The 21,173-nt window shown below is 72.9% G+C and carries 15 protein-coding genes; 14 read left to right on the forward strand and 1 reads right to left on the reverse strand.

Annotated features, from left to right (window positions below):
• Positions 1–189 precede the first annotated feature (189 nt).
• From ACFCLZ_RS25520 to ACFCLZ_RS25540, 5 genes are read left to right on the forward strand one after another with little or no spacing between them, the layout of a single operon-like run.
• Positions 190–2,037: an IucA/IucC family protein gene (locus tag ACFCLZ_RS25520; RefSeq protein ID WP_380279589.1), complete on the forward strand. Its 1,848-nt coding sequence runs from the start codon at positions 190–192 to the stop codon at positions 2,035–2,037.
• Positions 1,929–2,630 (forward strand): GNAT family N-acetyltransferase, encoded by a 702-nt coding sequence (locus ACFCLZ_RS25525; RefSeq protein WP_380286283.1) that lies wholly within the window; start codon positions 1,929–1,931, stop codon positions 2,628–2,630. Before ACFCLZ_RS25520 ends, ACFCLZ_RS25525 begins: the two co-directional genes overlap by 109 nt.
• Positions 2,631–2,645: 15 nt before the next feature.
• A complete protein-coding gene (locus ACFCLZ_RS25530; RefSeq protein WP_380279590.1) occupies positions 2,646–4,043 on the forward strand; it encodes a lysine N(6)-hydroxylase/L-ornithine N(5)-oxygenase family protein in 1,398 nt (465 codons plus the stop codon).
• A complete protein-coding gene (locus ACFCLZ_RS25535; protein ID WP_380279592.1) occupies positions 4,021–5,847 on the forward strand; it encodes an IucA/IucC family protein in 1,827 nt (608 codons plus the stop codon). The genes ACFCLZ_RS25530 and ACFCLZ_RS25535 overlap by 23 nt, the downstream gene beginning before the upstream one ends.
• Positions 5,848–5,859: 12 nt before the next feature.
• On the forward strand, positions 5,860–7,992 hold the full coding sequence (locus tag ACFCLZ_RS25540) for an ATP-dependent DNA helicase (protein ID WP_380279594.1): 2,133 nt from the start codon (positions 5,860–5,862) through the stop codon (positions 7,990–7,992).
• Between the two features lie 90 nt (positions 7,993–8,082).
• Here ACFCLZ_RS25540 and lexA read toward each other — a convergent pair whose 3' ends face one another.
• Entirely contained in the window at positions 8,083–8,868 is a 786-nt protein-coding gene (gene lexA, locus ACFCLZ_RS25545; protein ID WP_380279596.1) for a transcriptional repressor LexA, read from the reverse strand.
• Between the two features lie 441 nt (positions 8,869–9,309).
• On the opposite strand from lexA, the gene nrdR reads away from it, so the two are divergent.
• The 9 genes from nrdR to ACFCLZ_RS25590 all read left to right on the forward strand — a co-directional run bounded on the left by nrdR (position 9,310) and on the right by ACFCLZ_RS25590 (position 21,170).
• Positions 9,310–9,807 carry a transcriptional regulator NrdR gene (nrdR, locus tag ACFCLZ_RS25550; RefSeq protein WP_380279598.1) on the forward strand — a complete coding sequence of 166 codons (498 nt, stop codon included), beginning with the start codon at positions 9,310–9,312 and terminating at the stop codon, positions 9,805–9,807.
• A gap of 214 nt (positions 9,808–10,021) precedes the next feature.
• Positions 10,022–12,919 carry a vitamin B12-dependent ribonucleotide reductase gene (locus ACFCLZ_RS25555; RefSeq protein WP_380279600.1) on the forward strand — a complete coding sequence of 966 codons (2,898 nt, stop codon included), beginning with the start codon at positions 10,022–10,024 and terminating at the stop codon, positions 12,917–12,919.
• Between the two features lie 132 nt (positions 12,920–13,051).
• Positions 13,052–13,291, forward strand: a complete 240-nt coding sequence (locus tag ACFCLZ_RS25560; protein ID WP_380279602.1) for an RNA polymerase subunit sigma-70 — start codon at positions 13,052–13,054, stop codon at positions 13,289–13,291.
• A 3-nt stretch (positions 13,292–13,294) separates the two neighbouring features.
• Positions 13,295–13,858, forward strand: coding sequence for a Clp protease N-terminal domain-containing protein (locus ACFCLZ_RS25565; protein ID WP_380279603.1), 564 nt, complete (start codon positions 13,295–13,297; stop codon positions 13,856–13,858).
• A 16-nt stretch (positions 13,859–13,874) separates the two neighbouring features.
• Positions 13,875–14,027, forward strand: coding sequence for a hypothetical protein (locus tag ACFCLZ_RS25570; protein WP_380279605.1), 153 nt, complete (start codon positions 13,875–13,877; stop codon positions 14,025–14,027).
• Between the two features lie 251 nt (positions 14,028–14,278).
• Entirely contained in the window at positions 14,279–15,715 is a 1,437-nt protein-coding gene (locus ACFCLZ_RS25575) for an ABC transporter substrate-binding protein (protein ID WP_380279607.1), read from the forward strand.
• A gap of 200 nt (positions 15,716–15,915) precedes the next feature.
• A complete protein-coding gene (locus ACFCLZ_RS25580; RefSeq protein ID WP_380279609.1) occupies positions 15,916–16,908 on the forward strand; it encodes a carbohydrate ABC transporter permease in 993 nt (330 codons plus the stop codon).
• Positions 16,905–17,822 carry a carbohydrate ABC transporter permease gene (locus ACFCLZ_RS25585; protein ID WP_380279611.1) on the forward strand — a complete coding sequence of 306 codons (918 nt, stop codon included), beginning with the start codon at positions 16,905–16,907 and terminating at the stop codon, positions 17,820–17,822. The genes ACFCLZ_RS25580 and ACFCLZ_RS25585 overlap by 4 nt, the downstream gene beginning before the upstream one ends.
• Before the next feature lie 153 nt (positions 17,823–17,975).
• Positions 17,976–21,170: an Ig-like domain-containing protein gene (locus ACFCLZ_RS25590; RefSeq protein ID WP_380279613.1), complete on the forward strand. Its 3,195-nt coding sequence runs from the start codon at positions 17,976–17,978 to the stop codon at positions 21,168–21,170.
• Positions 21,171–21,173 lie beyond the last annotated feature (3 nt).

Here is a 21,173-nt window from a genome sequence, read left to right on the forward strand (position 1 = left end):
GCCGGTCCGCGCGACGGCCCGTGTTCCCTCCGGGACGTGCACAATCACCGATCTTCACTCGGACGAGTGAGCGGTCCTTGTGATCACCCCTCAGGGATAGGTAACCCTTACCTGACGCGACGGTGCGAGCGCTCGCCAGTTCCCTCCACCCCCTGCGCGTCGGTACTCCACGCGCATCAAGGAGCAGCATTGAGCACCGCCCTGACCGGAGCCCCGCTCCACGTCCCGGCCCCCCGCCCCGCCCCCGCCCCCACCGCGACCGCCCCCACCGCGGGCCCGGCCCCGGCGCCGTCCGACCGGCTGCTCCACCCGGACCCGTCCGTCGCCGCCGAGCAGGCCGCCCTGGAGGCCCTGCTGCGCTGCTGGGCCCGCGAGACCGGCGCCGCCCCCGGCCCCGACGGGTACCTGCGGATCGCCGTCCTCGGCGGAGCCGCCCGGCTCTCCGCCCCGGTACGGCACTGGTCGCCGGCCGGCTGGCACCGCTTCGGCCCGGCCACCCTGGCGGCCGGCGAGGGGACCGCCGACGCCCCGGTGGACGCCGTCACCACCGCCGCCCTGCTCGCCGCCGCGGCCGCCGACCGGCCCGACCCCGGACAGGTCGCCGACCTCGCCGCCCGGGTCGCCGACTCGGTGGTCCGCACCGCCGACATCCTCGCCCACCACCGCGCCGCCACCGCCCCGCTGCCCGGCGGCCCCGAGCGCTCGGAGTTCCTCGCCGCCGAGCAGTCCCTGCTGCTCGGCCACCCGATGCACCCCACCCCGAAGAGCCGCGACGGCCTCGGCCCCGCCCAGAGCGCCGCCTACTCGCCCGAACTGCACGGCTCCTTCCAGCTGCACTGGTACGCCGTCGACCGCGACCTGCTCGCCGCCGGCTCCGCCGTCCCCGAGAGCGCCGACCGGATCACCGCCCGGCTGCTCGACGACCCCGCGCTGCTGCCGCCCGGCACCGCCGCCCTGCCGCTGCACCCCTGGCAGGCCCGCGAACTCGCCCACCGCCCGGCCGTCGCCGAGCTGCTCGCCGAGGGCCGGCTGCACGACCTCGGCCCGGCCGGCGACCCCTGGTACCCCACCTCCTCGGTGCGCACCGTCTACCGGCCCGGCACCCCCTGGATGCTCAAGCTCTCGCTGGGCCTGCGGATCACCAACTCCCGGCGGGAGAACCTCCGCAAGGAGCTCCACCGCGGCCTGGAGATGCACCGGCTGCTGGAGAGCGGCCTCGCCGACGAGTGGCGGGCCGCCCACCCCGGCTTCGACATCGTCCGCGACCCGGCCTGGATCGGCGTCGACCACCCCGGCCTCGGCGACCCGGGCGGCCTGGACACCGTGCTGCGCGCCCAGCCCTTCGCCCCGGGGGAGCGCGCCTACTGCGTGGCCGGCCTGGTCGCCGAACGGCCGCACGGCGCCCGCGGCGCAGACCCCGTCCCCTCCCGGCTCGGCGACCTGCTGCGCGCGCTCGCCGCCCGCACCGGCCGCCCGCTGCCGACGGTGACGGCCGAATGGTTCCTGCGCTACCTGGACGCCGTCGTGCTGCCCGTCCTCTGGCTGGACGGCGTGGCCGGCATCGCCCTGGAGGCCCACCAGCAGAACAGCCTGGTGCTGCTGGACGCCGCCGGCTGGCCGGAGGGCGGCCGCTACCGCGACAACCAGGGCTACTACTACCGGCTCGGCGCCGCCGACCGGCTCACCGCCCGGCTGCCCGGCCTCGGCGCGCGCAGCGACACCTTCCTCGACGACCCGGTGATCGACCACCATTTCGCCTACTACCTGGGCATCAACCACGTGCTCGGGCTGGTCGGCGCACTCGGCTCCCAGCAGCTCGCCGACGAGGCCGTCCTGCTGGCCGCGCTCCGGCGCTTCCTGACCGGGCCCGCCGTCACCGCCACCGGCTCCGCGCTGCCCGGCCTGCTGCTGGACGCGCCGACCCTGCCCTGCAAGGCCAATCTGCTCACCCGGATCCAGGGCCTGGACGAACTGGTCGGCCCGGTCGCCACCCAGTCCGTGTACGTCGACATCCCCAACCCGGTGGCCGGCGCGTGAGCGGCCCCGGGGGCACGGCCGCGCCGGGCACGGGCGAGGACCCGGCCCGGTGGGGCGCCATGCCCACCGCCGCCGGGGAGTTCCGGCTGCGCGGCGTCCGGCTCCCGGCCGACCTCGGGCTGCTCACCGGCTGGATGAACGACCCCGAGGTCGCCGCCTTCTGGGAGCTGGCCGGCCCGCCCGCCGTCACCGAGCGGCACCTGCGCGGCCGACTCGACGGCGACGCTCACAGCCTGCCCTGCCTCGGCCTGCTCGACGACACCCCGATGAGCTACTGGGAGGTCTACCGCGCCGACCTCGACCCGCTCGCCGCCCACTACCCGGCCCGGCCCCACGACACCGGCCTCCACCTGCTGCTCGGCCCCGCCACCAGCCGCGGCCGGGGTCTCGGCGCCGCCCTGCTCGCCGCCCTGGCCGACCGCGTCCTGCGTGAACGGCCGCGCTGCGAACGGGTGGTCGCCGAACCCGACGTCCGCAACCGGCGCTCCGTCCGCGCCTTCCGCCGGGCCGGCTTCCGGCTCGCCGCCGAACTCGACCTGCCCGGCAAGCGGGCCGCCCTGATGGTCCGCGACCGCACCCCGCACCCCGCCTAGGACTGCACCCGCCCCATGGACACCTCAGCACCCCCGCCCGGGCCGTACGACCTGCTCGGCGTCGGCATCGGCCCGTTCAACCTCTCGCTCGCCGCGCTCGCCGAGCCCGTCCCCGGCCTGCGCACCCTCTTCTGCGACCGGCGCCCCGAGTTCCGCTGGCACCCCGGGATGCTCGTCGACGGCGCCCGGATGCAGGTGCCGTTCCTCGCCGACCTGGTCTCCCTGGTCGACCCGACCAACCCGTGGTCCTTCCTCAACCACCTGCGCGAGCAGGACCGGCTGTTCCCGTTCTACTTCACCGAACGCTTCCAGCTCACCCGCCGCGAGTACGACCACTACTGCCGCTGGGCCGCCGAGCGGCTCGCCAACTGCCGCTTCGGCACCGAGGTCACCGCCCTGCACTGGGCCGGCGACCGGTACCGCGCCGAACTGCGGGCGAGCGCCACCGGGCGGGTGCGCACCGTCGAGGCGCGCAACGTCGTCCTCGGCGTCGGCACCCTGCCCGTGCGGCCCGCGGCCTTCGCCGCCCTCGACGGCCACCCGCGGGTCTTCCACTCGGCCGACTACCTCGACCGGCGCGACGGCCTGGCCGGGGCCCGGGACATCACCGTCGTCGGCAGCGGGCAGTCCGGCGCCGAGATCTTCCTCGACCTGCTGCGCCGCCACGACGGCGACGGCGTCCGGCTGCGCTGGCTCACCCGCACCCGGGCGCTCGCGCCGATGGAGTACTCCAAGCTCGGCCTGGAGCACTTCACCCCCGACTACACCCGGTACTTCCACGGCCTGCCCGGGGGCGTGCGCGACCGCCTGGTCGAGGCCCAGTGGCAGCTGCACAAGGCCGCCTCCGCCGAGACCCTCGCCGAGATCCACGACCACCTCTACGCCCGCACCGTCGGCCGGCCGGTCGGCGACGCACCGGTCGAGATCACCCCCGGCACCGCCGTCACCGACGCCCGCTCCGGCCCCTGCGGCGGGTTCGAACTCGACTGCCGGCACACCGACTCCGCGACCGAGCACGTGCTGCGCACCGACGCCGTCGTGCTCGCCACCGGCTACCGCGCCGCCCGCCCGGCCGCCCTGGAACCGCTCGCCCACCTCGTCGACTGGGACGCCGCCGGCCGCTACCGGGTCGACCTCGACCACCGGGTGGCCACCCTGCCGGAGGTCACCGGCGGGCTGTACGTGCAGAACGGCGAGCTGCACACCCACGGGGTGGGCGCCCCCGACCTCGGCCTCGGTGCCCACCGGGCCGCGGTGATCCTCAACGCCGTCACCGGGCGGACCGTCCACCGGCTGCCGGAGCGCACCGCCTGGACCGGCTTCGCGCCGCCGCCGCCCGCCCCCGTCCCCGCACCCGCACCCGCCCGTCCCCGACCCCAGGAGCCGACCCGTGCCGCAACCGCCGGCCGCTGAACCGCCGCTGTACCTGCCGCCGCAGCTCACCGCCGGGCACTGGCAGCGGGCCGGCCGCGCGCTGCTGGCCAAGATGCTCGGCGAGTTCGCCTACGAGGAGCTCGTCACCCCCGTCGAGACCGGCGCCCCCGGTGCGTACGTGCTCAAGCTGCCCGGGGCCGAGTACCGCTTCACCGCCCGGCGCGGCGCCTACGACAGCTGGCTCGTCGACCCCGGCTCGGTCGGCTGCGACGCGCCCGGGGGGGCCGACCCGCTGCGCTTCCTCGCCCACGCCCGGCACACCCTCGGCCTGCGCGGCGACACCACCGGCCACCTGCTGCGCGAACTCACCGCCACGCTGACCGCCGACGCCCACCTGCTCGCCACCGGGCTCACCGCCGCCGAGCTGGCCGACCTCGGCCACACCGAGCTGGAGGGCCGGCAGGGCGGCCACCCGTGGATCGTCCCCAACAAGGGCCGGATCGGCTTCTCCGCCGCCGACGCCGCCCGCTGGGCGCCCGAGGCCCGCACCCCGCGCGCGCTGCCCTGGATCGCCGTCCACCGCCGGCTCGCCGAGTACCGGGGCGTGGCCCGCCTCGCCGACCCCGCGCAGCTGTACCGCCGCGAGCTCGACGACCCGGACGCGCTGCGTGCCCCGCTCGGCGCCGCCGCCGCCGACTACCTGCTGCTGCCGGTGCACCCCTGGCAGTGGGACGAGACGGTGCTGCCGCTGTTCGCCCCGTGGATCGCCTCCGGCGAGATCGTGCCGCTCGGCACCGACGGCGACCTCCGGCTGCCCCAGCAGTCGATCCGCTCGTTCTTCAACGAGAGCCGCCCGGAGCGCTGCACCGTCAAGCTGCCGCTCGCCATCCTCAACACCCTGGTCTGGCGCGGCCTGCCCACCGAGCGCACCCTGGCCGCGCCCGCCGTCACCGCCTGGATCCACGGGCTGCGCGACGCCGACCCGTTCCTGCGCGACGAGTGCCGGGTGGTGCTGCTCGGCGAGATCGCCTCCGTCACCGTCGACCACCCGCTCTACCGCGAGCTGCCGGAGGCCCCGTACCAGTACAAGGAACTGCTCGGGGCGATCTGGCGCGAGCCGCTCGGCCCCGCCCTGGCACCCGGCGAGCGCGCCCGCACCCTGGCCGCCCTGCTGCAGACCGGCCGCGACGGGCGGCCGCTCGCCGCCGAGCTGATCGCCCGCTCCGGGCTCGCCCCCGCCGAGTGGACCGCCCGGCTGTTCGCCGCGATGCTGCCGCCGCTGCTGCACTTCCTCTACCGGTACGGGCTGGTCTTCTCCCCGCACGGCGAGAACGCCATCGTCGTCTTCGACGAGCGGGACGTGCCGGTCCGGCTGGCGGTCAAGGACTTCGTCGACGACGTCAACCTCAGCGACCGGGACCTGCCGGAGCTGCGCGGCCTGCCCGCCGAGGTGGACGCGGTGCTGCTGCGCGAGGACCCGCAGGGCCTGTGCCAGTTCCTGCACTCCGGGCTCTTCATCGGCGTGTACCGCTTCCTGGCGCCACTGCTGGAGGCACGGACCGGGCTGGCGGAGGCGCAGTTCTGGGCGCTGCTGCGCGCCGAGGTGCTGCGCCACCAGGCGCGCTTCCCGGAACTCGCCGACCGCTTCGCGCTGTTCGACCTGTTCCGGCCACGGATCGACCGGCTCTGCCTGAACCGCAACCGGCTGCTGCTGGACGGCTACGGGGACCGCCCGCACCGCCCGCACGCCGCCCGGCACGGCACCGTGCCCAATCCGCTCGCCGCGGACGGGACGGCGCCGCTGTCCGGACGGCGGGACCGGATTGTCACCCCTGCCCCGTAGGCTGGGAGGGTCATGACGAACGACTCCGAATCCCAGCTCCCCGCCGAGGACGCCGACCCGGCCGGGAGTGCCGCGGACGCCCCGGTCGAGGCCGTCCCCCGCTCCCGCGTCCCCGAGCTGCTGCACGCCGCGGTCGCGGCCGTCGGCGGCGTCGAGCGCCCCGGCCAGCTCCGGATGGCCGAGGCCGTCGCCGACGCCGTCGACCACGACGAGCACCTGCTGGTGCAGGCCGGCACGGGCACCGGAAAGTCCCTCGCCTACCTGGTGCCGGCACTCGCCCACGGCGACCGCGTGGTGGTCGCCACCGCCACCCTGGCGCTCCAACGCCAGCTCGTCGAGCGGGACTTGCCGCGCACCGTGGAGGCGCTCCATCCGGTGCTGCGCCGCCGCCCGCTGTACGCGATGCTCAAGGGCCGCTCCAACTACCTGTGCCTGCACCGGGCCAACGAGGGCACCCCGAGCGACGAGGGCGAGGGCCTGTTCGACCCGGTCGAGGCGATGGGCGGGCCGGCCGGCAAGCTCGGCCAGGAGGTGCTCCGGCTGCGCGACTGGGCGGACGAGACGGAGACCGGCGACCGGGACGACATGACCCCGGGCGTCTCCGACAGGGCCTGGGCCCAGCTCTCGGTCACCTCCAAGGAGTGCCTGGGCGCCAGCCGCTGCGCGTACGGGCAGGAGTGCTTCGCCGAGAAGGCGCGCGAGCGGGCCAAGCTCGCCGACGTGGTGGTCACCAACCACGCGATGCTCGCGATCGACGCGATCGAGGGCGCGCCGGTGCTGCCCGAGCACGGGCTGCTGATCATCGACGAGGCCCATGAGCTGGTGAACCGGGTCACCGGCGCGGCCACCGCCGAGCTGACCGTCGGCGCCGTGAACCGGGCGGTCAAGCGGGCCGCCCGGCTCGCCAACGAGAAGGCCGTGGACGCGCTGCAGGCCGCCGCCGAGAACTACCACGGCCTGATGGAGACCGCCCAGCCCGGCCGGGTCGAGGAGCTCCCCGAGTACCTCGGGTACGCCGTCACCGCGATCCGGGACGCCGCCCGGCAGGTGATCACCTCGCTCGGCGAGACCAGGGACAAGGGGCTCAGCGACGAGGACGCCGTCCGCAAGCAGGCGATGGCCTCCGCCGAGGCCCTGCACGAGACCGCCGACCGGCTGCTCCAGGACTCCGAGTACGACGTGGTCTGGATCGAGCGCAGCGACCGCTACGGGCTGGGCACCGCCTCGCTGCGGGTCGCCCCGCTGAGCGTCTCCGGGCTGCTGCGCGAGGGCCTGTACAAGGAGCGCTCGGTGGTGCTCACCTCGGCCACCCTCAAGCTCGGCGGGGACTTCAACGGCGTGGCCGCCTCGGTCGGCCTGCCGTCCGAGGCCCGGCTGCCGGACGTCCGCACCCCGGGCGACAACCCGGAGGCGGCGGGCGCGGGCTTCGGCGACGAGCCGGTGCCGCACTGGCGCGGGATCGACGTCGGCTCGCCGTTCAAGTACCCCAAGCAGGGCATCCTGTACGTCGCCAGGCATCTGGCCGATCCCGGGCGGGACCCCGAACGGCCGGACATGCTGGACGAGTTGGCCGAGCTGATCGGCGCGGCCGGCGGGCGGACGCTCGGCCTGTTCTCCTCGATGCGCGGCGCCCGGACGGCCGCCGAGGCGATGCGGGAGCGGCTGGACAACCGGATCCTGCTCCAGGGGGAGGACACCCTGGGCGAGTTGATCCGCGAGTTCGCCTCGGACGCGACCACCTGCCTGTTCGGCACGCTGTCGCTCTGGCAGGGCGTGGACGTGCCCGGTTCGGCCTGCCAGCTGGTGGTGATGGACCGGATCCCGTTCCCGCGTCCGGACGACCCGCTGATGAGCGCCCGGCAGAAGGACGTCGAACAGCGCGGCGGGAACGGCTTCATGGCCGTCGCGGCCACCCATGCGGCGCTGCTGATGGCACAGGGCGCGGGCCGGCTGGTGCGCGCCGCGGAGGACCGGGGCGTGGTGGCGGTGCTCGACCCGCGGGTGGAGACCAAGCGGTACGGCGGCTTCTTCCGCTCCTCGATGCCGGAGTTCTGGTACACCACGGACCGCAACCAGGTGCGCCGCTCACTGGCGGCGATCGACGCCTCGGCGGCGCCGTTGCGACCGGTGGTGAAGCGGGGCTGAGCCGGGCCGGAGGGGCTCCGCGCGGTGAGCGGGGAGCCCCTTCCTGTAGGCGGAGGTCCGGTGGGCTGCCGGGGCGGGTGCCGGCGGGCGTCAGAGGCGGCGCAGGACGGCGACGACCTTGCCCAGGATGGTCGCGTTGTCGCCGTTGATCGGCTCGTAGGCCGGGTTGTGCGGCATCAGCCAGATCCGGCCGTCCTCGCGCTTGAGGCGCTTGACGGTGGCCTCGCCGTCGATCATCGCGGCCACGATGTCGCCGTTCTCGGCGACCGGCTGGCGGCGGACGGTCACCCAGTCGCCGTCGCAGATGGCCGCCTCGATCATCGAGTCGCCGCGCACGGTGAGCGCGAACAGCTCGCCCTCGCCGACCAGCTGGCGCGGCAGCGGGAAGACGTCCTCGACGGTCTGCTCGGCCAGGATCGGCCCGCCGGCGGCGATCCGGCCGACCAGCGGCACGTACGAGGTGGAGGGGCGGCCGGCGGTCTCGGCGGTGTTCGGCCGGGCCACCTCGACGCCGCGGACCTCGTAGGCGCGCGGGCGGTGCGGGTCCCGGCGCAGGAAGCCCTTGCGCTCCAGCGCCATCAGCTGGTGGGCCACCGAGGAGGTGCTGGACAGGCCGACGGCCTGGCCGATCTCGCGCATGGACGGCGGGTAGCCGCGCCGCTGGACCGAATCCCGGATGACCTCGATCACCCGGCGCTGGCGCTCGGTGAGCCCGGCCTCGTCGGTGCGGATGCCGGGCGGCCGACCGGGCGCCGAGCGGGTCGGTGCGGGGTGGGCGTCGTCCAGCACGGGGGAGTGCTCGATGGGCTGGTCCGGAACGCGGCCGACGCCGGAAAGGCCCGGGCCCGGAGGGCGGTGGTCTTCGCTACGGTCCATGCTGACATCCACACTCTGCTGATTCGTGGTGCGCTGCCCCACCTTGAGCTGGGAGTGTTCCTGCACCGGGATGGTGTTGCTTTCGACGGTGTTCACGGCGGCCCCTCTCGACGGCTGTCCTCTCCTTTTTCCAGCCCAACGCACCTCGTATCGAAAGGTTGCGCCAAACACACGTTCGAGTGAATTATTCGGGAGTCGGCTGACTCGATCAAGGCTTTGTTGTACATCGATTAAATGTTCGATCCGAAGGCCTCCCCGGAATCTTAGTCCGGCGCCGACACGCCCGTGCCTCTACTTCCGCCGCAGACCTAGATGTAGTGGCTACAGTCCTCTCCGTGGCCCAGTACTTGTGGTCGAGGCCTCAAGATCGGGTTGCTACCAGTGCCCCGGGATCGCATAGACTCGACCAGTCCGCACGTCCTGCCAGGGAGGGATCCTCAGGTGCACTGCCCCTTCTGCCGGCACTCCGACAGCCGTGTCGTCGACAGCCGGACCACCGAGGACGGCAGCTGCATCCGCCGCCGCCGGCAGTGCCCGGACTGCGGCCGCCGCTTCACCACGGTGGAGACGGCCGCCCTGATGGTCGTCAAGCGCAGCGGCGTCACCGAGCCGTTCTCCCGGGAGAAGGTCATCTCCGGGGTCCGCAAGGCCTGTCAGGGCCGCCCGGTCACCGAGGACGCCCTCGCCCAGCTCGGCCAGCGGGTCGAGGAGTGCGTGCGGGCCACCGGCAACGCCGAGCTCACCACGCACGACGTCGGGCTGGCCATACTCGGCCCGCTCAAGGAGCTCGACGTGGTCGCGTTCCTGCGCTTCGCCAGCGTCTACCAGGCGTACGACGGACTGGAAGACTTCGAGGCCGCCATCGCGGAACTCCGCGCCGAGCGGCCGATCCCCGAGGCGGACGGCACCCCCGTGTCCGCCGCCGCAGCCGCGCCCTAACCGGCCCGGCCCCTTCACCGGCCCCTTCCGGGGTCGGCAGCATCCCCGGCCCTCTCAAGGGCCGACGTGTGCCCGAAAACGGCGCACAGACCATGACAAACCGTGCGTGGTCGGCGAGGACTCCCGCCTGCCCGCACACCGGAAGAGCGAACCAGTCGTGCCCGGATTTTTCGGGGCACTCCGGGCGTTTGCCCAACCAGGAGGAGGAACAGAAGTGACAGACACCACGAGCGGTTCCGCACGCGGGTCGAAGTCCGACAGGTCGGCGGCCAAGGGCGGCGCCGGCAAGGCCCCCAAGGGCGGCCTTCGGATCGGGCGCATCTACACCACTCCTGGCGTTCATCCGTACGACGAGGTCCGCTGGGAGCGGCGTGACGTCGTGATGACCAACTGGCGCGACGGTTCGATCAACTTCGAGCAGCGCGGCGTCGAGTTCCCCGACTTCTGGTCGGTGAACGCCGTCAACATCGTCACGTCCAAGTACTTCCGCGGCGCCGTCGGCACCCCGCAGCGCGAGTGGAGCCTCAAGCAGATCATCGACCGCGTGGTGCTCACCTACCGCGCCGCCGGTGAGAAGAACGGCTACTTCGCCACCCCGGACGACGCCGAGGTGTTCGAGCACGAGCTGACCCACGCCCTCCTCCACCAGGTGTTCAGCTTCAACTCGCCGGTCTGGTTCAACGTCGGCACCAAGCAGCCCCAGCAGGTCTCCGCCTGCTTCATCCTGTCCGTCGACGACTCCATGGAGTCGATCCTCGACTGGTACAAGGAAGAGGGCATGATCTTCAAGGGCGGCTCCGGCGCCGGCCTCAACCTCTCCCGGATCCGCTCCAGCAAGGAACTGCTGTCCTCCGGCGGCAACGCCTCCGGCCCGGTCTCCTTCATGCGCGGCGCCGACGCCTCCGCCGGCACCATCAAGTCCGGCGGCGCCACCCGCCGCGCGGCCAAGATGGTCGTCCTCGACGTCGACCACCCGGACGTCGAGGCCTTCATCGAGACCAAGGTGAAGGAGGAGGAGAAGATCCGCGCCCTGCGTGACGCGGGCTTCGACATGGACCTCGGCGGGGACGACATCACCTCCGTCCAGTACCAGAACGCCAACAACTCGGTCCGGGTCAGCGACGAATTCATGACCGCCGTCGAGAACGGCACCGAATTCGGCCTGCGCGCCCGGATGACCGGCGAGGTCATCGAGACCGTCGACGCGAAGAAGCTCTTCCGCAAGATGGCCGAGGCCGCCTGGGCCTGCGCCGACCCCGGTATCCAGTACGACTCCGTCATCAACCACTGGCACACCTGCCCGGAGTCCGGCCGGATCAACGCGTCCAACCCCTGCTCCGAGTACATGCACCTGGACAACTCCAGCTGCAACCTCGCCTCGCTCAACCTCATGAAGTTCCTCCGCGACGACGACTCCTTCGACGCCCAGACCTTCGCCAAGGTCGTCGAGCTGGTCATCACCGCGATGGACATCTCCATCTGCTTCGCGGACTTCCCGACCCAGAAGATCGGCGAGACCACCCGCGCCTACCGCCAGCTGGGCATCGGCTACGCCAACCTCGGCGCCCTGCTGATGGCCACCGGCCACGCCTACGACAGCGAGGGCGGCCGCGCCCTGGCCGGCGCCATCACCTCGCTGATGACCGGCACCGCCTACCGCCGCGGCGCCGAGCTCGCCGGCGTCGTCGGCCCGTACGACGGCTACGCCCGCAACGCCGCCCCGCACCAGCGGGTCATGAAGCAGCACGCGGACGCCTCGAAGGCCGCCGTCTCCTTCCACGACCTGGACGCCCCGGTCTGGGCCGCGGCCACCGAGACCTGGAACGACGTGCTCCGGGTCGGCGCGCAGAACGGTTTCCGCAACGCCCAGGCCTCGGTGCTCGCCCCGACCGGCACCATCGGCCTGATGATGGACTGCGACACCACCGGCGTGGAGCCGGACCTCGCGCTGGTCAAGTTCAAGAAGCTGGTCGGCGGCGGCTCGATGCAGATCGTCAACGGCACCGTCCCGCGCGCCCTCAAGCGCCTCGGCTACCAGGACGAGCAGATCGAGGCGGTCGTCGCCCACATCGCCGAGCACGGCAACGTGGTCGACGCTCCCGGCCTGAAGGCCGAGCACTACGAGGTCTTCGACTGCGCCATGGGCGAGCGCTCCATCTCCCCGATGGGCCACGTCCGGATGATGGCCGCGATCCAGCCGTGGATCTCCGGCGCCATCTCCAAGACGGTCAACATGCCGGCCTCCGCGACCGTCGAGGACGTCGAGGAGATCTACTTCGAGGCGTGGAAGACGGGCGTCAAGGCGCTCGCGATCTACCGCGAGAACTCGAAGGTCGGCCAGCCGCTCTCGGCCAAGAAGAAGGACGAGAAGGTCGAGGAGGCCCCGGCCGCCCCGGCCGCCGCGGTCGTCGAGTACCGCCCGGTCCGCAAGCGCCTGCCCAAGGGCCGTCCGGGCATCACCACCTCCTTCACGGTCGGTGGCGCCGAGGGCTACATGACCGCCAACTCCTACCCGGACGACGGCCTCGGCGAGGTCTTCCTGAAGATGTCCAAGCAGGGCTCGACCCTCGCGGGCATGATGGACGCCTTCTCCATCGCCGTCTCGGTCGGCCTCCAGTACGGCGTGCCGCTGGAGACCTACGTCGCGAAGTTCACCAACATGCGCTTCGAGCCGGCCGGTCTGACCGACGACCCGGACGTGCGGATGGCGCAGTCGATCGTCGACTACATCTTCCGCCGCCTGGCGCTGGACTTCCTGCCGTTCGAGACCCGCTCGGCGCTCGGCATCCACTCCGTCGAGGAGCGCCAGCGTCACCTGGAGACCGGGTCCTACGAGCCGCTGGAGGCCGAGGAGCTGGACACCGAGACGCTGGCCCAGTCCGCCCCGGTGGCCCCCGTCGCCAAGCCGGCCGCCGCTGCGGCCCCGGCCCCGAAGGCCGCCCCGGCCCCGAAGGCGACCCCGGCCCAGGCCCACAACTCGACCGAGCTGATCGAGATCCAGCTGGGTCTGAACGCCGACGCGCCGCTCTGCTTCTCCTGCGGCACCAAGATGCGCCGCGCCGGTAGCTGCTACCTCTGCGAGGGCTGCGGCTCCACCAGCGGCTGCAGCTGAGCGAGGCCCGCACCTCCCCGCCGAGGTGAGCCACTGCTGAAGGCGGGGCGAGGACACGACGTCCTCGCCCCGCCTTCCGCTTTTTCGTCAACTCGGGTTGACGGCAGGGCGGTGTCAACCTAGGTTGACGGCATGAGCGAGAGCGGAGAGCTGGCGGCGGCGGCCGGCGGCCGGGATCCGGCGGTGGGGCTCCGGGCCGTCCGGGCCCTGCGGGACCTGGCGGACCGGCTGGAGGGTCTGCAGGTCGCGAACGCGCGGGAGCAGGGCTGGTCGTGGCAGTCCATTGCGGCCTGCCTGGGAGTGACCAGGCAGGCGGTGCACAAGAAGTACGCGAAGCGCGGGCTCGGCGGAAGCGGGAAGGGCGGGGACTGAGCGATGTTCGAGCGATTCACCGAGGAGGCCCGGCGGGTGGTCGGCCGGGCCGGGCAGGAGTCGGCGGAGCTGCGGCACGGCCACGTCGGCACCGAGCACCTGCTGCTGGCGATCCTGGCCGAGCCGGAGGATCCGGCCGCGCGGGTGCTGATCGAGGCGGGGCTCGATCACGCCACGGCCCGGCAGTCCGTCCGGAGGCTGCTGGGGGAGGGCGACGACGCGCGGGCGCTGGCCGCGATCGGGGTGGACCTGGACGCCGTGCGCGAGGCGGTGGAGTCCGTGTTCGGGGCCGGAGCCCTGGACGCGCCGTCGAAGGAGGAGCCGCGGCGGCGCGGGTGGCTCCGGTCCGAGGGCCGGGCGGGCCGCGGTCCGTTCACCCCGCGGGGGAGGAAGGTGCTGGAGCTGTCGCTGCGCGAGTCGCTGCGGCTGAAGTCCGGTCGCATCGCGGTGGGCCACCTGCTGCTCGGTCTGCTCCGCGAGGGCGAGGGGCTGGGGGCGCGGGTGATCGCCGGGCACGGCCTGGACTTCGCCGCCGTGCGGCGTGCGGTGGAGGCGGTGACGGGGTGAAGGCGGACGGACGCCGTTGCGCCGCACCGCCGACGACGTGCTCAAGATCGTCGTGGTGATCTGCTCGCGGTTCCCGGGGCTGTCGCTCGCGGTGCTGGCCGAGGAGCTGCGGCCGAGCGGCTCGCTGGTGGTGAACGCGCTGAAGGAGCGTCAGGTCCGGCTGTTCTGAAAAAGAATCGTTTCTCCATGCGGCTGTTCGGCCCCGCCCGGTTCCCTTCGGGTGGGGCCGAACAGCGTCCGGGTCACAACTGGGGCACGCGGGAGTGAAGGGCGCGTTCGGACCTTGGCGGCAGGTGGCCGCTGCGTTACCGTCGTCAGATCGGCCGGCCGCCGCGTCCATGTCGAACGTCGAACTCCGGTACAGCGCAATGTCGTTCTGTCGTACAGCCGAGCGTTCGCGCTCCGGCGAGGAGGACCGCATTGACTCCCACCCCGACCGAGCCGTCCCCGACCGAGCCGCCCCTGACCGCGCCGTCGCCGCTGCCCGCCGCGCCCCGGCGCAGGCGCCGCCCGCTCGCCGCGGTGGCCCTGCTGGCCGCCGCGGCCCTGACCGCTGCCTGCTCCAACAGCTCGGACAGCTCCGGCAGTTCGGGAGGGTCGGGCGGCGGCCAGACCCTGTCCGGTGACTGCGCCACGTACCAGCCGTACGCCGGGCACGGGGGCAAGACCGTGACGGTCTTCGCCTCGATCCTCAGTCCCGAGTCGGACAACCTGGAGAAGTCCTGGGCGGACTTCAGCAAGTGCACCGGTATCAAGATCAGCTACGAGGGCAGCAACGACTTCGAGTCCCAGCTGCCGGTGCGGGTGGGCGGCGGCAACGCCCCGGACTTCGCGATCATCCCGCAGCCCGGTCTGCTGGCGCAGATGGTCAAGAGCGGCAAGGTGGTCAAGCCGCCGGCGCAGACCGTGGCCAACCAGGACAAGTGGAGCCCGGTCTGGAAGACCTACGGCTCGGTCAACGGCACCTTCTACGCCGCGCCGATGAGCGCCAACATGAAGTCCCTGGTCTGGTACTCGCCGAAGGCGTTCAAACAGGCCGGCTACAGCGTCCCCAAGACCTGGGCCGAGCTGACGGCGCTCAGCGACACGATCGCCAAGGCGGGCGGCGGGAAGCCCTGGTGCGGCGGCATCGCCTCCGGCACGGCCACCGGCTGGCCGGCCACCGACTGGCTGGAGGAGGTGGTCCTCGGGTCGTACGGCGGTGAGGTGTACGACCAGTGGGTGAGCCACCAGGTGAAGTTCTCCGACCCGAAGATCACCGCGGCGATGAAGACGGTCGCCGACTGGATGCAGAACCCGGCCTGGGTCAACGGCGGCTACGGCGACGTGAAGTCGATCGCCACCACGACCTTCCAGGACGCGGGCGCGCCGATCCTCACCGGCAAGTGCTTCATGCTCCAGCAGGCCTCCTTCTACAAGGCGCAGTGGCCGAAGGACACCAGGATCGGGCCGGAGGGCGACATCTCCGCCTTCCGCCTCCCCGCGGTGGACCCGTCGGTGCCCAGCCCGGTGGAGGGCGGCGGGGAGTTCCTCGCCGCGTTCGCGAGCCGGCCCGAGGTGCAGGCGGTGCAGAACTACCTGTCCAGCTCCGACTGGGCGAGCAGCCGGGTGCGGACCGCGACCGGCTGGGTTTCGGCCAACCAGGGCGTGGACAAGAGCCTGTACACCGATCCGATCGACCGGCTCTCCGCCGACGCGCTCACCGACCCGTCGGCGACGTTCCGGTTCGACGGTTCGGACCTGATGCCGGCCGCGGTCGGTGCCGGGCAGGAGTGGAAGTCGCTCACCGCCTGGTTCGCCGAGGGGCAGTCGGTCCAGAAGACCGCCGCGGACATCGACGCCGCCTGGCCGCAGTAGCGGCGCGCGGCGCGCAACCACCTGCCGAAGGGCGGTGCGGGGCCACCCACCCGCACCGCCCGCCCCTCCACGGCGGCCCTCCATGGCGGCCCGCCGCGCCCCCGGTCCCGTGTTCCGCCCCGCTCCTCCGGTTCGGCTTCCCCCGCTCGGTTCTCGGTTCCCTCCCCGTTCCGCCCTCCGTTGGGAAAGGACGTCCCGCCATGTCCCTCTCCGCCGGCGCCTGGGGCGACGCGATGGTCAAGTTCGGCAACAGCTTCGGAGCGATCGCCGGCTTCCTCGGCATCCTGTTGCTGGTCTTCCTGGTCGCCGGACGCGCCTCCGGCCGGATCGCCCGCCCGCTGGCCGTGCTGGTCCTGCTCGGCCCCGCGGTGGTGCTGCTGCTGGTCGGCCTGGTCGCGCCGCTGGTCCGCACGGTCTACCTGAGCCTGTACAGCGACGACAGCAGCCGGTTCGTCGGCGGCGAGAACTTCGGCTGGGCGTTCACCAGCGACTCGGTGCGCGACGTGCTGGTCAACACCCTGCTCTGGCTGGTGGTCGCGCCGCTGGCGGCCACCGGGCTCGGCCTCGTGCTGGCCCTGCTGGTGGACCGGATGCGCGGCCAGGCCGTCTACAAGTCGCTGATCTTCATGCCGATGGCGATCTCGCTGGTCGGCGCCTCGATCATCTTCAAGTTCGTCTACGAGTCGCGCGATCCCTCGCAGCAGCAGATCGGCCTGCTCAGCCAGGTGGCGATCGCCCTCGGCTGGGACGATCCGCCGAACTGGATGCTCTCCCAACCGCTCAACACCTTCCTGCTGATGGCCGTCATGGTGTGGGTGCAGACCGGCTTCGCGATGGTCGTCCTGTCGGCGGCCATCAAGGCGATCCCGGACGACGTCACCGAGGCGGCCCGGCTGGACGGCGCCCAGGGCGTGCGGCTGTTCTGGTACGTCACCGTGCCGATGATCCGCACCACGGTGGTGGTGGTGCTGACCACGGTGATGATCACCACGCTGAAGGCCTTCGACATCGTCCGCACCATGACCGGGGGCAACTTCGGCACCCAGGTGCTGGCCAACGAGATGTACTCGCAGTCCTTCGTCCAGTTCAACACCGGGCGGGGCAGCGCGCTGGCGGTGATCCTCTTCCTCGCGGTGCTGCCACTGGTCGCCTACAACATCCTCCAGCTGCGCAAGGAGCGTGCGGTCCGATGAGCGTACGGCGCGACGGCAACGCCGTCCGGAAGGCCTTCTCCTCCCCGCTCGCCTCGGTCTTCGTGATCGCGGTGACGGTGCTGTGGACCGTTCCCACCGTCGGGCTGCTGGTCACCTCGCTGCGTCCCAAGCAGGACGTCACCGCCGACGGCTGGTGGAATGCCCTGCTCCATCCGGACCTCGGCCTGGACAACTACCACACGGTGCTGTTCGAGGGCGGCTCCGGCGTCTCCACGGGGCTGATGCCCTTCCTGGTCAACTCGCTGGCGATCAGCGTGCCGGCCACCCTCTTCCCGCTGGTGCTGGCGGCGATGGCCGCGTACGCGCTGGCCTGGGTGCGGTTCAAGGGCAGCGACACGCTGTTCTTCGTGGTGTTCGCGCTCCAGGTGGTGCCGCTGCAGATGGCGCTGCTCCCGCTGCTCCAGCTGTTCTCCGGCGGGGCCCACCTGGGTCCGCTGACCGTCCTGCCGGCGCTGGACCTCAAGGGCACCTACGCGCCGGTCTGGCTGGCGCACACCATGTTCGCGCTGCCGCTGGCGATCTTCCTGCTGCACAACTTCATCGCCCAGCTGCCGCGCGACCTGATGGAGGCGGCGGTGGTGGACGGCGCCTCGCACTTCAAGATCTTCCGCTCCATCGTGCTGCCGCTCTGCACCCCCGCGCTGGCCTCGTTCGCGATCTTCCAGTTCCTCTGGGTCTGGAACGACCTGCTGGTGGCGCTCACCTTCGCCGGCGGCACGCCGGAGGTGGCACCGATGACGGTCCGGCTGGCGCAGCTGTCCGGCTCCTTCGGCGGGCGGTGGGAACTGCTCACGGCGGGGGCGTTCCTGTCGATCGTGATCCCGCTGGGGGTGTTCTTCGCGCTCCAGCGGTACTTCGTGCGCGGCCTGCTGGCCGGGTCGGTCAAGGGGTGACCCCGATCCGCCCAAGGCCCGGCGAGGCCTTGCCCAAGGGGACGTCAGGGTTCACGCCGTCCGATGGCGAATGTGGCGATTTCGTGGACACGGCCGACGGGCAACCGGTACACCGTTAAGGGGAGTTGGCCGAGGTGACACAGGGGGGCGGTCATGGCGGACGCGGGTACCGGCATACGCGCACGGGCGGGGACGGGCGCGGGCGGGGGCGGCGCGTGGTGGCGACGGACCGTGGGCCTGCTGGCGGCGCTCGCCACGGCGGCGGCGCTGGCCGCCGGGCCGGGCGCGGCCCCGGCGGCGGCCGCCACCGCCACGCTGGGCACGACCGAGGTCGGCGCCGCCGTCGACACCGCGGACTCCCACTACCTCAACGCCTCGCGCTATGTGACCGGTTCGTCCGGCGGCACGGTCAGCAGCATCTCGGTGTACGTGGACAGCGTGGATGCCGCGCCCGACAACTCCTTCCAGACGGCGATCTACCAGGACAACGGCGGCAGCCCGGGGGCCCTGCTGGCGAGCAGCGCCACCGCGACCCTCACCGGGCCGGGCTGGAACAGCGTCCCGGTGGCGGCCACCCTGGCCGCCAACACCCCCTACTGGCTGGCCTACAACACCAACGGCTCCGGCCCGTCCGTCAACAACCTGCGCTACCGCCCCGGCGGCACCAGCGCCTACGGCAACGGCGGGCAGCCGTTCGGCAGTTGGCCGTCCACCGCGGGCCCGGTCACCACCGGCGCCACCAGCTTCTCGATCTACGCCGCGTACACCGCCGAGGTGGCCCCGCCGCCCCCGGCCCCGGGCGCCGGGCCGGGCGCTGAGGGGCCGGTCCTGCTGGTCACCAGCCAGGCCAACCCCTACACCCGCTACCTGGCGGAGATCCTCAAGGCGGAGGGCCTGAACGCCTACCGCCAGGTGGACATCTCCGCCGTCACCAGCGCCGTGCTGGCCTCCGCCGACGTGGTGCTGCTCGGCGAGACGCCGCTCACCGCGGCCCAGGCCAACCTGTTCACCAGCTGGACCAACGGTGGCGGGCAGCTGGTGGCGATGCGCCCCGACAAGCAGCTCGCGCCGCTGTTCGGGCTCACCCCGACGGCCGGCACCCGCGCCGACGCCTACCTCAAGGTGAACACCGGCGCCGCGCCCGGTGCCGGGATCACCGGCGACACCATGGGCTACCACGGCGCCGCCGACCTCTACACGCTGAACGGGGCCACCGCCGTCGCCACCCTGTACGCCGACGCGGCCGGCGCCACCGCCAACCCGGCGGTCACCCTGCGCGCGGCCGGCGGCGGCCGGGCCGCCGCGTTCAGCTACGACCTGGCCAAGTCGGTGGTGCTGACCCGCCAGGGCAACCCCGCCTGGGCCGGCCAGCAGCGCGACGGCGTCGACGGCTACGAGGCCAGCGAGATGTTCTTCGGCACGGGCGGCCAGCCGGACTGGAACGACCTGGACAAGGCGCTGATCCCGATCGCCGACGAGCAGCAGCGGCTGCTCGCCAACCTGCTCACCCAGCTCGCGTCCGGCGACAAACCACTGCCCCGGTTCTGGTACTTCCCGCGCGACGTCAAGGCCGTCGTGGTGATGACCGGGGACGACCACGGCGTCGGCGGCACGGCCGGCCGCTGGGACGGCTACCTCGCGCAGAGCCCGCCCGGCTGCTCCGTCGCCGACTGGGAGTGCGTCCGCGCCTCCTCGTACATCTACACGGACGACCCGCTCACCCCGGCCCAGGCCAAGGCGTACAGCGACCAGGGCTTCGAGATCGGGGTGCACGTCACCACCAACTGCCGGCCCTGGGGCAGCAGCTCGGCCCTGCAGGGCTACTACCGCGACCAGTTGGCCGCCTGGCGGGCCAAGTACCCGAACCTGCCGAACCCGTCGAGCAGCCGGACGCACTGCGTGGAGTGGGACGACTGGGCCACCCAGGCGAAGACCAAGCTGGCCAACGGGATCCGGCTGGACACCGACTACTACTTCTACCCGTCGAACTTCACCCAGGACCGGCCCGGCTACTTCAACGGCACGGCCCAGATCATGCGCTTCGCCGACACCGACGGCAGCGTGATCGACGAGTACCAGGCGACCACCCAGCTCACCGACGAGTCCGGCCAGTCGTACCCGGGCACCGTCACCACCCTGCTCGACGCCGCGTACGGCGCCCAGGGCTACTACGCGGCGCTGACCGCCAACCTCCACACCGACTTCGCCGCCTCCGCCGCCTCGGACGCGGTCGTCGCCGCCGCCAGGGCGCGGGGCGTGCCGGTGGTGTCCGGCCGGCAGATGCTCACCTGGCTGGACGGGCGCAACGGCTCGGCGTTCACCAGGCTGGCATGGCACCCGAGCGCGTCGGGCGGGGGCTCGCTGACCTTCGACATCACCGGCGGGGCCACCGGGCTGCGCGCCATGCTGCCGTTCAACGCGGCCGCCGGCACGCTCACCGGCATCACCTCCGGGGGCCGCCAGGTGCCGTACCGGGTCGAGACGGTCAAGGGCGTGGCGTACGCGTTCTTCGACGGCGCGGTGGGCTCGTACACGGCCGACTACGGCCACGACGACACCGCGCCGACGGTGCTCGGCACCACCCCGGCGGCCGGTGCGAGCGGTGTGGCGCCGGGCACGGCGGTGCGGTTCTCCTTCGGCGAGCCGCTGGACCCGGCGAGCGTGACCGGCGGGTCCGTCACCCTGCGGCCCGCGGCGGGCGGCGCGGCCGTCGCCGGGACGGTCGGCTACGACGCGGCGGCGGCCGGCGTGGTGTTCACCCCGGGCGCCCCGCTGGCGCTGACCACCGGGTACACCGCGACCGTCCAGGGCGTCCGGGACCTCGCGGGGAACGCGTTGGCCGGGCCGTACAGCTTCTCGTTCACCACCGGGGGAGCGGAGCCGCGGACGATCGGGAACCCGGCGGTGGGCTCGCTGATCGACGACACCGACTCCAACCACCTGAACGGCAGCCGGGTGACGACCGGCGCCGAGCCGGTGGCGCTCACCTCGCTGAGCGTGCACGTCGGTCCGGTCGGAGCGGCGCCCGGCAACCAGTACCAGCTGGCCGTCTACACCGACGAGGGCGGCTCCCCGGGGGCGCTGGTCGCCCGTACGGGGACCGGCACGCTGACCGCCAACGCGTGGAACTCGCTGCCGGTGGACCTCACGCTGAGCGCCGGCACCTCGTACTGGTTCGTCTACAACAGCAACGGGGCGAGCTCCACGGTCAACAACATGAACTACTCGACGGGCGCCACCGGGCAGGGCGCGTACAGCAACACCGTGGTGCCGTTCGGGACGTGGCCGGCGGACTTCGGGCCCTCGGTGAAGGACTCGTTCCAGTACTCGCTGTACGGGACGTACTGACCG

Source organism: Kitasatospora purpeofusca (genome assembly GCF_042691725.1).
Classification (GTDB): Bacteria; Actinomycetota; Actinomycetes; order Streptomycetales; family Streptomycetaceae; genus Kitasatospora; species Kitasatospora purpeofusca_B.